Raw genomic sequence first — 13,546 nt, 5'->3', positions numbered from 1 at the left:
TCACTGGCTGTCGTCTGTCAGAGCTTTTTCCATGAACAGGCTTTCGGGGGCCTCTTTGTAGTCTCCGAAAGGGCCGCAAAAGGTGAAGCCGTGCCGCTCGTATAGGCGGTGCGCGGCGTGCAGTGTGTCGCCTGTTTCGAGTTTGAGCTGGGTCAGCTCTTGCTCACGCGCCGTGTCTTCGATCTGGCGCAGCAGGGCGGCGGCGATGCCCTTGCCGCGGGCGGCGTCTGCGGTGAACATGGATTTCACCTCTCCATAGCCGTCCTTGATCGCGAGCGCGCCTGTACCGAGGATCTGTTCCCCCTCGCGCGCGGCGAAGAGGTGGATGTTATCCGCCTCCAGCGCGTCGAGGTCGAGGAAATGGCAGGATTCAGGATCAAAGAGCGAGAGCATGAGCGCGTGGCTTTGCTCTAGCAGGTTCTGCACGCCAGTGGCGCGGGGTGAGGTAGGTTCAATGATCAGCATTAGGCTTGCAATCCTTTTGTGATGGCGGCGTGGTCGAGGCCAGATTGGCCGATCACAACAAGGCGCGTGATGCGGGGATCGCTGCCGAAGGGTTTGTCGAAATAGGTGTCCACGCGGGGGCCGACGGCTTGCAGCGTGAGGCGCATGGGTTTGCCAGCCACGGCGGCGAAGCCTTTCAGGCGCAGGATGTCGTGGGCGCGGATGGTGTCTGCGACTTGCTGGGCGAAGGCGGTGGCGTCGGTGATTTCACCGCGCTCCACAACGAAGCTCTCGAAGGCGTCGTGATCGTGGTCATGGTGATGGTGATGATCATCCTCGTGATCATCGTGGTGGTGGTCATCCTCGTCGTGATGATGGTGGTGATGCACCTCGTGACGGGCGTCCATGTCGCCCTCTGCGCCGATACCTTGGCCGAGCAGAACATCAACGGGCAGCGCGCCCATGGAGGCTTTGACCACTTGTACACCGTCGCGGGACTCGGACTTGAGTTTGGTGGCCAACTCAGAGCTTTCGCTCTCGCCCAAGAGGTCGGATTTGTTGACGACGATCATATCTGCGCAGGCGATTTGGTCTTCGAAGAGTTCAGACAGCGGCGTTTCGTGATCGAGGTTTTCGTCAAGCTTGCGCTGGGCATCCACTGCGGCAACGTTATGGGCAAAACGGCCTTCGGCAACGGCTTTGCCATCCACCACAGTCACAACGCCATCGACGGTGACTTGGGTGGAAATTTCGGGCCAATTGAACGCGCGGATCAGGGGTTGGGGCAGGGCGAGGCCAGATGTTTCGATGACGATATGATCCGGCTTGTACTCGCGCGCGAGCAGCTTTTCCATCGTGGGCACGAAATCATCGGCGACGGTGCAGCAGATGCAACCGTTTGACAGCTCCATGATATCATCTTCGGTGCAGGTTTCATCGCCGCAGCCCTTGAGGATGTCGCCATCCACGCCAAGATCACCGAATTCGTTGATGATCAGCGCGATGCGCTTTCCTTCGGCGTTTTCTAGCATGTGACGGATCAGCGTGGTCTTGCCCGCGCCGAGAAAACCAGTGATGACAGTGGCAGGAATTTTAGCAGGCATGTGAGAACTCCGATTTGGAAGCGTATGCGAGGAAGGGCCGTTGATGGGACCCCGTGTCATTATTTGCGATACATGTGCCGCGCCGGGCGAGTCGCCGCAAGGGGAAGCCTTTGCCGAGGCCTTGCGCGCTTTGGTGCCGAGCGGCGTGAGTGTTGAGACGACCTCGTGCATGAATCAGTGCGATCGCCCTGTCTCCTTGGCGCTGCGGGGCGAGGGGCGGGACGTTTATCTGTTCCATTCGCTCGATCCTGCGCAGGATTTGGACGATGCGGCGGCTTTGGTGCGCCTTTATGCAGAGGCCGAGGGGGGCACCATCACAGATGCCCGCCCCGCTGGTCGCTTGCGGCACTGCCTGACGGGGCGTGTGCCGCGTTGAGGCGCTAAGCGTCATTTGCCTTGGTCCAGAACCATGCGCAGAGGAAGCCAAGCGCGGTCCACCCTGCGAGCGCAACGCCAAGACTAAGCGTGACGAAATGCGCCGAGAGTTCAGGCGGTGCGATGCCGAAATAGGTATCCAGATGCGGCGCGCCGATGATGTGCGGCGCGGCGATTAAGGGGATGCTCAGCAAGGCGATAGGTCCGCGCCCAAACGCCATGAGCGCAAGGCCAACAGCGGTGACGATGATGGTCAGAGCCCACCACATCTGGCGCGGTGCGACTTCTGCGGCGGGGGTGCCGGGCAATTCAGGCGGCAGGCCAATGGCGGGGGCAAGTTGCACCGCGACAAAACCTGCAAGACCCCAGAGAATGCCAGTGCGCGGTGTCAGCGCGTGGCCCTTTTCATGGGCAAACAGCATCAAGGCCAGAAGGATCAAACCATATCCGGTGAATGTCACCAGATTGAACGCAACGGTCATCGCATGGCGGGTGAAATCACCGCCGAGCGAAGGCGCACCCTTGTCAGATTGGGTCGATCCATCGGTTGCGAAATGAACCCGCGCACCGGATTCATAAAGCTCTCCCTCCAGCAAAGTCGGGATCACAAAATAAAATTGCAGCAAGGCGGCGATCAGCCCTGCTACAACGCCAGCGAGCACCGCGCTGGACAGTAAATTTTTGGTCATGGGGTGTTAAGCCGCTGCCTTAGTGGCAGGGAAACGCCATTGCGTGACGCTGATCGTGCGCCGCGTCGTGCAGAACTGTCGCTTGCGCCATGCCAGACGCGACCAGCAGGAAAACACCTGTCAGAACCGCGATTGCGAGGCCAAGAGCAGAGCTGTCTGCGCGTACGATGGATTGTGTTTGTGTCGTCATGTTTCTTCTCCTTGTGCCGTCACACCCGACGGCGAAAATGGGTCCTTCACATGCAAGGCTGGTCTCCTGGCTCGCGGGTCACGGCGTTTTGGCGTCTTCCCAGATCATGCGATCCAGTGACTTGGTGCCAACACGCTCGCCGCTTACAGTCGCGGGGGCGGCTGTGGCTTTTGGCCCCTGTTTGGGTCACCATTTCCACATTCCCATTTGACCCGCTGACGCTTTGCGCCGATGCGCGGGTACCATGCATGTCCTTAGATGGCCCTGAATCATCGTTCTGGTCAAGGCCGATTGCGACACGCGATGTGGACAAAGCGAAGCAGGTTTTCGCGCCATAATTGAACGATTCACTCAATATCTTGTGGATAACTCGCTGAGGTGGCCCATATAGAGCGCTGCTCGCGTTGACAGGCTTGATGTGGCTAAGCACAGTCAAAAGCCAAAGAATCAACAAAAAGAGCAGCCAAACGTGCGCTTTTCCAAACTCAAATTGCAGGGTTTTAAGAGTTTCGTGGATCCCACGGACCTTATTATTGCTGATGGTTTGACGGGTGTTGTTGGCCCGAACGGCTGCGGTAAATCCAATTTGCTTGAGGCGCTGCGCTGGGTGATGGGGGAAAACCGCCCCACGGCGATGCGCGGCGGCGGCATGGAAGATGTGATCTTTGCAGGCGCTGCCACGCGCCCCGCGCGCAACTTTGCCGAAGTCAGTTTGTTGATTGATAACTCTGAACGGCTCGCGCCTGCGGGGTTTAACGATCTGGACACATTGGACATTGTGCGGCGGATCACCCGTGATGTGGGCAGTGCCTATAAGACCAACGGTAAAGACGTTCGCGCGCGCGATGTGCAAATGCTGTTTGCCGATGCCTCGACTGGTGCGCATTCCCCTGCGCTGGTGCGGCAGGGCCAGATTGCTGAGTTGATTAACGCCAAGCCGAAGAACCGCCGCCGTATTCTGGAAGAAGCGGCGGGTATTTCGGGGCTGTATCAGCGTCGCCATGAGGCGGAGTTGAAGCTGAAAGCGGCTGAGACGAATTTAGGCCGCGTGGATGATGTGATTGAGCAATTGGCCGCTCAATTGTCCCAGCTTGCGCGTCAAGCACGCCAAGCGGCGCGGTATCGCGCGATTGGCGATGAGTTGCGTCAAGCCGAGGGTTTGCTTTTGTATCGTCGTTGGCGCGAGGCCGATGATGCGCGGTTGAGTGCTGAGGAAGAATTGCGCGCGCGCACATCTGCGACCGCTCAGGCGGAGGCTGCCGCGCGACAAGCGGGCAAGCTGCGGGTCGAACGCGAGGGGGCTCTGCCGCCATTGCGTGAAGAAGAAGCGATTGCGGCGGCTGTTTTGCAACGCTTGCAGGTGCAGCGCGACACGCTGAATGATCAAGAGGCGCGCGCGCTTCAAACGATTGAGACGCTGCAAAAGCGGATTGTTCAGCTGGACAAAGATATGGAGCGCGAAGGCGCGTTGAACCGTGACGCCGGTGAGACAATCGAACGTCTGGACTGGGAAGCGCGGGAACTCGCGAAGGCTTCGGAAGGCCAAGAAGAGCGTCTAGAGGCAGCGGCGGAAGAGGCGCGGTCAGCCGCGGCGATGTTGCAAGATCGCGAGGCGGATTTGGCCGAGCGCACCGAAGATGTGGCACGTCTGGCGGCGCGGCATCAGTCGGCGTATCGCGTGTTGACGGATTCGCGTAAAATGCTTGAACGCAGCGAAGGCGAAGCTTTGAGCGCGCGCGAAGCGGTGGAGCACAGCCGTTTGGCGTTGGGCAAAGCTGAGAGTGATATGCAGCTCGCGGTTGGTAAGGAAAGCGAAGCGATCGCAACGGCAGAGCGTGCCGAGGCGGCGTTGACGGCGGCGGAAACTGCCCGTGCGGAGACACAAGCGCGAGAAGCGGATGCGCGGGCGGAACGCTCTGAGGCCGAGGGCGAAGCGAATGCGCTGCGCGCGGAAGTGACCGCTTTGGCGAAGTTGCTTCAGCGTGACACGGCCGAGGGCGGTCAGATTTTGGATCGCTTGCAGGTGGAGCAGGGCTTTGAAAAGGCGCTGGGCGCGGCGTTAGCAGATGATCTGCGCGCGCCAGAAGTCGAGAGCGATGGACCGTCAGGTTGGCGGATTTTGCCGAGCTATGAGGGGCGACAGCCCTTGCCTGATGGTGTGACGTCTTTGGCGCGCCATGTGTCTGTGCCTGATGTTCTGGAGCGCCGCGCGTCGCAAATCGGGCTTGTTGATGCGGATGACGGGCAGCGTTTGCAGGGGGCGCTGAAGCCCGGTCAGCGGCTGGTGTCGCTTGAAGGGGATCTGTGGCGTTGGGACGGGTATCGCGCCTGGGCGGAGGATGCGCCGTCGGCGGCGGCGCTTCGCTTGGAGCAGCTTAACCGTTTGGAAGTGCTCAAGCAGGAAATGGAGCGTGCGAGTACGCGGGTGGATGCTGCGCAGCGCGCGCATGATGCGTTGACCGCGCGTTTGGCGGAGCTGACGCGGGCGGATCGAGACGCGCGAGATGCACGCAAAGAAGCGGATCGTTTGGTGAATGAGGCTGCCCGCGCGCTGTCGCGCGCAGAGGCGGATCGCAATTTGGCCGAGGGCAAGCTCGAGAGTCTGGGATTGGCCGTGACGCGCCATGAAGAAGACGCGTTGGCCGCGCGCACGCAGGTGCAAGAGGCCGAGCGGGCCGTTGCGGAGTTGGGCGATCTGGAAGCGGAGCGCGCAGCGGTTGAAGACATTAAGATGACCGTTGAAGCGTCGCGGATCACGATGATGTCGCGGCGATCAAACCATGATGAGCTGCGACGCGAGGGCGATGCGCGATTGAAGCGCTCGCAAGAGGTGACGAAGGAAGTCAGCGGCTGGCGGCATCGTTTGGAAACCGCAGAAAAGCGGATTGCGGAATTGGCGGATCGCAAGTCGGCGTCCGAGATTGATCTGGGTGAAGCAAGCGCGGCCCCCGCTGAAATTGCGGAAAAACGTGAAGAGCTAAGCGGCGCGATTGGCGATGCAGAGACGCGGCGCAATGCAGCGAGTGACGCTTTGGCGGTGGCTGAGAGCGCTCAGCGTGATGCAGAGCAAGCCGAGCGTGATGCGGAGCGCGCGGCATCAGAGGCGCGTGAAGCGCGAGCCAGTTCAGAAGCGCGCGCAGATGCAGCGCGCGGCACGGTGACCTATGCAGCCGAGCGGATTGCCGAAGAAATGGAGACAAGCCCTGCTGATTTGCTTGAGGCATTGCAGGTCGACGTAGATCAGATGCCAGAGTCGGGGGCGATTGAAGCGGATGTGAACCGTTTGAAGCGTCAGCGCGATGCTTTGGGCGCGGTGAATTTGCGCGCTGAGGAAGACAGCAAGGATGTGCAGGTCGAGCATGATGCGCTTTTTGGTGAAAAGGCAGATCTGGAAGAAGCGATCAAAACGTTGCGCGGTGGCATCGCAAGTCTGAACCGAGAAGGGCGCGAGCGTTTGTTGACTGCGTTCGAGCAGGTGAACAGCAACTTTTCCTTGCTCTTTACGCATTTGTTTGGCGGCGGTGAGGCGAACCTTGTGTTGGTGGAAAGTGATGATCCGCTTGAGGCGGGTCTGGAGATCATGTGTCAGCCTCCCGGTAAGAAATTGTCGACCCTATCGCTTTTGTCAGGTGGTGAGCAGACTTTGACAGCGATGGCGCTGATCTTTGCTGTCTTCTTGGCCAACCCCGCGCCGATCTGTGTTCTCGATGAGGTGGACGCGCCGCTTGATGATGCCAATGTGACGCGTTTTTGCGACCTGTTGGACGAGATGTGCCGCCGCACCGACACACGGTTTTTGATCATTACGCACCACGCTGTGACCATGGCGCGTATGGATCGTTTGTTCGGGGTAACGATGGCGGAGCAAGGCGTGAGCCAGTTGGTTTCTGTTGATCTCAAGAAAGCGGAAACGCTGGTTGCGTAGTATAGGTTGGGGATAGTTCCCGGATCACAGTCAAGACTGGGGGCCAGCCCCCAGACCCCCGAGATATTTAAGGACCAAAGAAGGGGGGCGTTAACCTTAATGCTTAGTTGATGAGGTATTGCAGGGTATAGAGCGTGGCAACGCCGCCGATGATCGCGCCGACGACGTTTTTCCAAATGAGACCAATCGCAAGCGTGACTACTGCGGCACCGATGCGCGGGGCATCATATGCGCCGCCTGTTGCGGCAGGCCAAAGCACCGCAGGGGCGATGATTGCGGGAAGAATGCCAACGGCTGTGTATCTTAGATGGCGCATGAGCCAGTTTGGCAATTGGCGATCGCCAACGAGGCCTGTGAAGGCAAAACGAAGTGCAAAACTTCCGACGCCGAGGCCAATGATAACGATCCAGAGTTCTGTGCGATCAATCATTTTTGGCCTCCTTCGCCGCTTCTATGCGCGCGCCCACCATCATTCCACCGATGCCAGCGAGCAGGATTCCAAGGTTATAGGGAACACTGAACAGAAAGAGCGAAAGCACGGCGGCGCTGATCGCTGCTCCAACATGCGCAGATGTGCGCAGCGCGGGTGCGATAATCGCAAGAAATGTAATTGGAACAGCAAAGTCGAGCGCGAAAGAGGCGGGGATCGCTTCGCCAATCAGCGCGCCGACGAGGGTGAAAACCCACCAGAGTGGGCAAACAGGGGTCACTGTTCCGAAAAAGTAGGCTATTTTTTCGGCGGTACCCATTTCCGGACTGTCTTCGAATTTGGTGATCGAAACAGCGTAGCTTTGATCGACTGTGAAATAGGCGGCAAGCGCCCTTTGCCAGAGCGGTGCGCCGCCGATATGCGGCGTAAGAGATGCGGAATACATCGCCATGCGCAGATTGACCGCAAGAGCTGAGGCCAGAACGATCAGCGTCGGCGCGTCTTCTAGCATCAGTTGCAAGGCCGTGAACTGGGCTGCACCTGCGATGACGACAACGGAAAAAGACAGGGTTTCAAAGACGTTCAAGCCAGCTTCGGTAGCGAGAACGCCAAACAGGGTCGCAAACGGCACGATCACCAAAACAAAAGGTGATCCATCCCGAAAACCTTGGCGATAGGCGGTTTTGACCTTGGAAGTTGCCATCGTCTGCCTTTACATCTTGCACATGAAGTGCAGCTATCGCGCGCTATGGGGTTTTGCAATCTCGCCAAGGGTCGAAAAGAGGGAAACGCGACGTGACAGGCTATCTTATCGCTCCGGATATGACGGGATCGCGCTTGACGCGGCAGGTTGTCGGAATTGATCAAACCGGCGCGCGACTTGAGCAAAACGTCGTCGAAGAGCGTCCTTTGACGATCTATTTGAATTCTCAAGAAATCGTCACTGCGATGACGATTGGGGATTATCCAGAGTATCTCGCGCTGGGATTTTTGCGCAATCAAGGGATGCTGGAGGGCGCAGGCGCTGTTACGCGAATAGATTTTGATGAAGAGCTTGATGTGGTTGTCGTGCGCACAGAGCGCGCAACGGATCATGAGGAAAAGCTGAAGAAGAAGACCCGCACCTCTGGCTGCGCAGTTGGCACGGTTTTTGGTGATATGATGGAAGGGCTTGAGGGCAAGCGCTTGCCGCTGGCAGAGCTTCGCACGAGTTGGCTTTATGCGTTGTCGGCGAAGATCAACAAAACGCCATCGTTATACTTAAGCGCGGGCGCCATTCATGGCACGGTGCTGTGCTGCGAAGATCAGCCCTTGGTGTATATGGAAGATGTGGGGCGTCATAATGCGGTTGATAAAATCTCGGGTTGGATGCTTCAAAATGGTGCCAGTGCTGAGGATAAGATCCTGTATACCACTGGGCGTTTGACCTCTGAAATGGTGATAAAATGCGCGCATATGGGCATTCCTGTGCTTGCGTCGCGTTCTGGCTTTACGGCTTGGGGCGTTGAGATTGCCCAGCAAGTTGGCATGACGTTGATCGGGCGTTTGCGCGGGCAGCGGTTTCAGTGTCTTGCGGGGGCTGAGCGGATTGTTTGGGACGCTGATTTATCTGCGGTGAAGGACGAGCCGAAGCGCGCGGGCCGGAAGGGTGCGGCATGAAGCAACCACTTGGAGTTATCCTTGCAGGCGGGCAAGCGCGGCGCATGGGCGGCGGCGACAAGGGGCAGTTGATGCTTGGCGGGCAAAGCCTGCTTGCGCGGGTTATCGCGCGGCTTGAGCCACAGGTTGCCGGTATTGCTCTGAATGCAAATGGCGATGGCGCACGGTTCGCGTCGTTTGGCCTGCCTGTCATAGCAGATAGTATTGACGGGTTTGTCGGGCCTTTGGCGGGTGTTCTTGCAGGACTTGATTGGGCCGCAGAACAGGGCGCGGAGAGCATTGTGACGGCTGCCGCTGACACACCGTTTTTTCCTTGCGATCTGGTGCCGGTGCTGATGCAGGAAGCGGATGGAATACGCCATCCTTTGGTTTTGGCTGCGACGCCTGATCCGAAACGCAGGCGCAATCGACATCCGACGTTTGGTTTGTGGCCTGTCGCACTGCGCGATGATTTACGCGCAGCGTTGACGGGCGGTGTGCGCAAGGTTGTGCAGTGGAGCGATGGGCATGGCGGGCGTGATGCGTTGTTTTCGAACGCGCCCTTTGATCCTTTCTTTAACGTCAATACGCCCGAAGATTTGGCGCGCGCCGAGGAACTATTATGAATATCTACGGAGTTGTCGGCTGGAAGAACGCGGGGAAGACAGGGCTGATGGAGCGTTTGGTCGAAGAGATCACCTCGCGCGGGTTTTCTGTGTCGACCGTGAAACACGCGCATCATAGTTTTGACGTGGATCACCCCGGAAAAGACAGCTTTCGTCATCGGGCGGCGGGGGCGCGGGAGGTGCTATTGGCCTCGCGCAATCGCTTTGCTTTGATGCATGAACTGACGGGCGAAGATGAGCCGACGTTGGCTGAGTTATTGGCCAAGCTGGCCCCTGTCGATCTGGTTTTGATTGAAGGGTACAAGCGCGACAAACATCCCAAGATCGAAGCGCATCGCGCGGAGACGGGCAACGCGTTGATTGCGGATGAGACCGTGCGTGCCTTTGCGGCGGATAGCCCGCTTGATGTGGATCGGCCTGTGTTTGATCTGGATGACACTGCACAGATTGCCGATTTTCTGTTGAATGACTTGGGGCTTTCGAGGCCAGTGGAGTGACGCGATGAGCACAATGGCCCATGACAGCGGTGCGAAACTGGTGGCGCCGACGCTAAGCAACGATTGTTTTGCCTTGCCAAGTGGCGTGGACTGGACGCCCGTGGATGTGGCTTTGGCAACGCTACGGGAGAAGTTACAGCCCGTTGCCGCGACTAGGGTGAACTCTGTCAACGCAGCTTCTGGATTGATTTTGGCGCAGGATGTGCATGCGCTGCGATCTAACCCGCCTGAGCCGAATACAGCTGTGGATGGCTATGGATTTGCGCATGCGGCTTTAGGCACGCCGCCACATGAATTGCCGCTTGTTGAAGGGCGCTCGGCGGCGGGGGTTCCTTTTGAGGGCGCTGTCGCACATGGGTTTGCTCTGCGGGTTTTGACCGGTGCCACGCTTCCGAAAGGTGTAGATACGGTGGTCTTGGAAGAAGACGTGAACACGGACGGTGCGCGCATTGCGTTTAACGGGCCAATCAAACCGAACAGTAACACGCGGCGCGCGGGCGAAGATGTCGAGACCGGCGAGGCGGTGTTGCAAGTAGGGCGCGTTTTGACGCCTGCGGACATAGCTATTCTAAGCGCGGTTGGCGTGGGCGAGGTGCAGGTCTATGAGCCTTTGCGCGTCGGGGTTCTTTCGACGGGAGATGAGCTGGTTGAGGCTGGCACCCCCGCTATGGATGGGCAAATTTATGATGCCAACCGCCCTATGCTACTGGCGCAGCTGCGCGCATGGGGATTTGAAGCGGTTGACCTTGGCCGCGCGCCTGATGATCGCGCGAAACTGCGCGCAATGCTGGACGAGGGCGCTGCGGGCTGTGATGCGATTTTGACGTCGGGTGGCGCGTCAGCGGGCGATGAAGATCATATGTCGGCGCTTTTGGCTGAGACTGGCTCGCTCGCGCTGTGGCGGATCGCATTGAAACCGGGCCGTCCCCTCGCGCTTGGCATCTGGGACGGCACGCCGATCTTTGGCTTGCCCGGAAACCCTGTTGCGGCGCTGGTTTGCACCTTGGTTTTTGCGCGCCCTGCGTTGAACCTGCTGGCAGGGGCGGGCTGGTCAGAACCGACAGGATTTTTGGTGCCCGCTGGATTCGAAAAACGAAAGAAACCGGGGCGGCGCGAGTTTTTGCGCGCGCGTATTCGCGGTGGAAAGGTCGAAGTTTTCGCCTCCGAAGGATCGGGGCGGATCAGTGGACTGAGTTGGGCTGAAGGTCTGGTTGAATTACCAGATGGCGCTTTAGACGTGACGCTTGGAATGCCCGTGCGCTACATCCCTTATGGGTCGTTCTAAGGGTTAGTCAAATGTGCCAGCAACGCGACCAAGAAGCATAAACGCGCGGGCCGTTCTGGTGGCTGAGAGTGCGGCGATTTCAGAATCGGATGCGATTTCTTCAAATTCGGAAAAGCTTTTGTCGAACCTGCGAAGGAAGTGGTGGGCTGCGTCGCGGAAAATCGTGTCCTGCTTCATCCGCGCGGCGGAGAGGGCAAGGGACGAGCGGTCCCGAATGCCGCCAAGCGCTGCGATAGAGCGGCCACGCTCGCCCGCGGCAAAGCTGCGCCAAATCTCGGGGCGCGCGGCATCGGGGCGCAGATCGTCCATGTAAATGCCGTCTTGGCTGAGCAGCGTTAGCACATCTTGCGCCGCTTGGATCAATTGCGCCGCCTTGCGATCTTGCAGAGCTTTGCGCAGCGCATCAAAACCTGCCTTATCTTCGGCGTCTTCAGGGAAATTTAACGCACGGATCAAGGCTTCGCGCTCAAGTGGCGGTGCCATTTCTTCGGCTTGAGTGCCAAGCGCGAGGCTTGGTTGCTCGTTTGGATCGCCATGTTCAGGCTCGATTGGAGCAGGTTTGCGAATGGGCGACGTGTCACGCTTGGTCGAGAAGGTCGCGAGGGTCGTCTCGGTCTTGCGCTGGGCGGCGGCAATTTCATCAAGCTTGCGTGTCACAGATGGCTCGCCCGCGAGGCTGCGGCCTTGGCTTTGGGCAACATAGGCTTGGCGAATGCCATCAATGGCCGCTTGCAGGCGTTGGCTTTCTTCGCGCATCACTCGGCTGGAGCGTGCAGCGGTTGCGGCAACCCAGATCATCGCAACGGGCATGAAAATGGCGAGCATCGTCATCAAAAAGCGAAGGCCGCCTGTTCCCTCAGGTGCAGCATCGCTTGGCAATGTCAGGAAAAAGACAGCCGCCCCGATTAACCACAAAGCGCTTAGCGCAATTGCGATCATTTCAATCCCCGTGATCGGGGATTTCGCTGGGCGATCATAGATGCCCAAGGGGGTTGATTTTCCGTCAGAGCCGTCAGCCATGCTCACTACTTTCGCTCTTGTCACTTGGTGACCTAGATATATTCGATCGTCAGAATTTCATATGACTTGTTGCCGCCAGGCGCACGCACTTCGACGCTATCACCTTCTTCTTTGCCGATCAAAGCGCGCGCAATTGGCGATTTGATGTTTAGCAAGCCAGCTTCCACATTGGCCTCGTGTTCGCCCACAATCTGCCAAGTCTTTTCTTCGTCGGTGTCTTCATCAACCATAGTGATTGTCGCGCCGAACTTGATCGGGCCGTTTAGCGTCGTGGGATCAATGACCGCGGCCAAAGACAAAATGCCCTCAAGTTGCTTTACACGTCCTTCGATGAAGCTGTGTTTTTCGCGCGCAGAGTGGTATTCAGCGTTCTCGGAGAGATCGCCGTGCTCTCGCGCTTCTGCGATGGCTGCAATAATGGCTGGGCGCTCAACGGTTTTGAGGTTTTTTAGCTCGACCTCAATCGCTGTGTGCCCCGATTTGGTCATCGGTATCTTTTCCATGGGTAAACCCCGTCTAGTTTACTCTGTTGTGAGACAGAAAACGCCGGTCAAACCGGCGCTGTGGATATCAAAGTTTTCAGCACTCAGATTGCCCCGAGCAAGCAGGGAATTGCAAGTGATGATGCGCATTATGCAATAATCAGGCGAGAAGGTTGGTTTTTCTGCCTAAAAGGCACAATTTACGCTGAGTTGCGATTGACCCTCTCTGCATGGCCTTGCTACGCCTCTGCGGAACAGAATTTCTAGCACAGAAAAAGGAGCCACCATGTCCGAAATGACACGTGAGGCGATGGAATATGACGTAGTAATTGTGGGCGCGGGCCCCGCAGGACTTTCTGCTGCGATCCGTTTGAAACAATTGGACGCCGACTTGCAGGTTGTCGTGCTGGAAAAAGGCTCGGAAGTGGGCGCGCATATTTTGTCCGGCGCTGTTCTGGATCCATCTGGTCTTGATCGTTTGATTCCGGATTGGAAAGACAAGGGCGCGCCGCTGAATGTGCCTGTGAAAGAAGACAATTTCTACATGCTCGGCGAAGCGGGTCAGGTTCGCATTCCGAACTTTGTGCTACCACCGTTGATGAACAACCACGGCAACTACATTGTGTCGATGGGCAATGTCTGTCGCTGGATGGCTGAGCAAGCTGAAGCGCTAGAGGTGGAGATTTTCCCCGGCATGGCGTGTTCTGAGCTGGTTTATGATGACAACGGTGCTTTGAAAGGCGTCGTCGCGGGCGAGTTTGGCAAAAACGCTGATGGAACGCCGGGCGATTCTTATGAGCCGGGCATGGAGCTGCATGGTAAATATGTGTTCCTGTCCGAAG

General features: G+C 58.1%; 15 protein-coding genes and 1 riboswitch. Of the genes, 7 read left to right on the top strand and 8 right to left on the bottom strand.

Features of this window, described 5'->3' with window-relative positions:
• A complete protein-coding gene (locus ACRBCU_RS12785) occupies nucleotides 1–465 on the bottom strand; it encodes a GNAT family N-acetyltransferase (protein WP_431365779.1) in 465 nt (154 codons plus the stop codon).
• Nucleotides 465–1,547: a cobalamin biosynthesis protein CobW gene (gene cobW, locus ACRBCU_RS12780; RefSeq protein ID WP_431365778.1), complete on the bottom strand. Its 1,083-nt coding sequence runs from the start codon at nucleotides 1,545–1,547 to the stop codon at nucleotides 465–467. Before cobW ends, ACRBCU_RS12785 begins: the two co-directional genes overlap by 1 nt.
• A gap of 43 nt (nucleotides 1,548–1,590) precedes the next feature.
• On the opposite strand from cobW, the gene ACRBCU_RS12775 reads away from it, so the two are divergent.
• The gene (locus ACRBCU_RS12775) at nucleotides 1,591–1,923 is read left to right on the top strand and encodes a DUF1636 family protein (RefSeq protein ID WP_431365777.1); all 333 of its coding nucleotides are present in this window, start codon (nucleotides 1,591–1,593) and stop codon (nucleotides 1,921–1,923) included.
• A 4-nt stretch (nucleotides 1,924–1,927) separates the two neighbouring features.
• Here the strand turns inward: ACRBCU_RS12775 and ACRBCU_RS12770 are convergent, their stop codons facing one another.
• Nucleotides 1,928–2,611, bottom strand: a complete 684-nt coding sequence (locus ACRBCU_RS12770; protein ID WP_431365776.1) for a CbtA family protein — start codon at nucleotides 2,609–2,611, stop codon at nucleotides 1,928–1,930.
• Nucleotides 2,612–2,630: 19 nt separating this feature from the next.
• Nucleotides 2,631–2,801, bottom strand: a complete 171-nt coding sequence (locus ACRBCU_RS12765) for a CbtB domain-containing protein (protein WP_431365775.1) — start codon at nucleotides 2,799–2,801, stop codon at nucleotides 2,631–2,633.
• A 39-nt stretch (nucleotides 2,802–2,840) separates the two neighbouring features.
• A riboswitch (cobalamin riboswitch) is annotated at nucleotides 2,841–3,063 on the bottom strand.
• A 207-nt stretch (nucleotides 3,064–3,270) separates the two neighbouring features.
• On the opposite strand from ACRBCU_RS12765, the gene smc reads away from it, so the two are divergent.
• Complete coding sequence (gene smc / locus ACRBCU_RS12760; RefSeq protein ID WP_431365774.1) at nucleotides 3,271–6,726, top strand: chromosome segregation protein SMC; 3,456 nt, start codon at nucleotides 3,271–3,273, stop codon at nucleotides 6,724–6,726.
• Between the two features lie 103 nt (nucleotides 6,727–6,829).
• Here smc and ACRBCU_RS12755 read toward each other — a convergent pair whose 3' ends face one another.
• Together ACRBCU_RS12755 and ACRBCU_RS12750 are read right to left on the bottom strand one after the other, a co-directional pair.
• Entirely contained in the window at nucleotides 6,830–7,156 is a 327-nt protein-coding gene (locus tag ACRBCU_RS12755) for an AzlD domain-containing protein (RefSeq protein WP_431365773.1), read from the bottom strand.
• Nucleotides 7,149–7,859, bottom strand: a complete 711-nt coding sequence (locus tag ACRBCU_RS12750) for an AzlC family ABC transporter permease (RefSeq protein ID WP_431365772.1) — start codon at nucleotides 7,857–7,859, stop codon at nucleotides 7,149–7,151. The genes ACRBCU_RS12755 and ACRBCU_RS12750 overlap by 8 nt, the downstream gene beginning before the upstream one ends.
• Nucleotides 7,860–7,978: 119 nt before the next feature.
• Here ACRBCU_RS12750 and fdhD point away from each other — a divergent pair, with 119 nt between their 5' ends.
• From fdhD to ACRBCU_RS12730, 4 genes are read left to right on the top strand one after another with little or no spacing between them, the layout of a single operon-like run.
• Nucleotides 7,979–8,815: a formate dehydrogenase accessory sulfurtransferase FdhD gene (fdhD, locus tag ACRBCU_RS12745; protein ID WP_431365815.1), complete on the top strand. Its 837-nt coding sequence runs from the start codon at nucleotides 7,979–7,981 to the stop codon at nucleotides 8,813–8,815.
• Nucleotides 8,812–9,420, top strand: coding sequence for a molybdenum cofactor guanylyltransferase MobA (mobA, locus tag ACRBCU_RS12740; RefSeq protein ID WP_431365771.1), 609 nt, complete (start codon nucleotides 8,812–8,814; stop codon nucleotides 9,418–9,420). The genes fdhD and mobA overlap by 4 nt, the downstream gene beginning before the upstream one ends.
• Nucleotides 9,417–9,917 carry a molybdopterin-guanine dinucleotide biosynthesis protein B gene (mobB, locus tag ACRBCU_RS12735; protein WP_431365770.1) on the top strand — a complete coding sequence of 167 codons (501 nt, stop codon included), beginning with the start codon at nucleotides 9,417–9,419 and terminating at the stop codon, nucleotides 9,915–9,917. The genes mobA and mobB overlap by 4 nt, the downstream gene beginning before the upstream one ends.
• 4 nt (nucleotides 9,918–9,921) lie before the next feature.
• On the top strand, nucleotides 9,922–11,202 hold the full coding sequence (locus ACRBCU_RS12730) for a molybdenum cofactor synthesis domain-containing protein (RefSeq protein ID WP_431365769.1): 1,281 nt from the start codon (nucleotides 9,922–9,924) through the stop codon (nucleotides 11,200–11,202).
• Nucleotides 11,203–11,205: 3 nt separating this feature from the next.
• Here ACRBCU_RS12730 and ACRBCU_RS12725 read toward each other — a convergent pair whose 3' ends face one another.
• Nucleotides 11,206–12,222, bottom strand: coding sequence for a hypothetical protein (locus ACRBCU_RS12725; protein ID WP_431365768.1), 1,017 nt, complete (start codon nucleotides 12,220–12,222; stop codon nucleotides 11,206–11,208).
• 32 nt (nucleotides 12,223–12,254) lie between these two features.
• The gene (gene greA / locus ACRBCU_RS12720; RefSeq protein WP_431365767.1) at nucleotides 12,255–12,725 is read right to left on the bottom strand and encodes a transcription elongation factor GreA; all 471 of its coding nucleotides are present in this window, start codon (nucleotides 12,723–12,725) and stop codon (nucleotides 12,255–12,257) included.
• A 265-nt stretch (nucleotides 12,726–12,990) separates the two neighbouring features.
• Here greA and ACRBCU_RS12715 point away from each other — a divergent pair.
• On the top strand, nucleotides 12,991–13,546 hold a 556-nt coding region (locus ACRBCU_RS12715), incomplete at its 3' end, for an NAD(P)/FAD-dependent oxidoreductase (RefSeq protein WP_431365766.1).

The sequence above is a fragment of the Planktotalea sp. genome (genome assembly GCF_050633725.1).
Taxonomy (GTDB): Bacteria; Pseudomonadota; Alphaproteobacteria; order Rhodobacterales; family Rhodobacteraceae; genus Planktotalea.
This window is presented reverse-complemented; position numbering and strand designations above follow the sequence as displayed.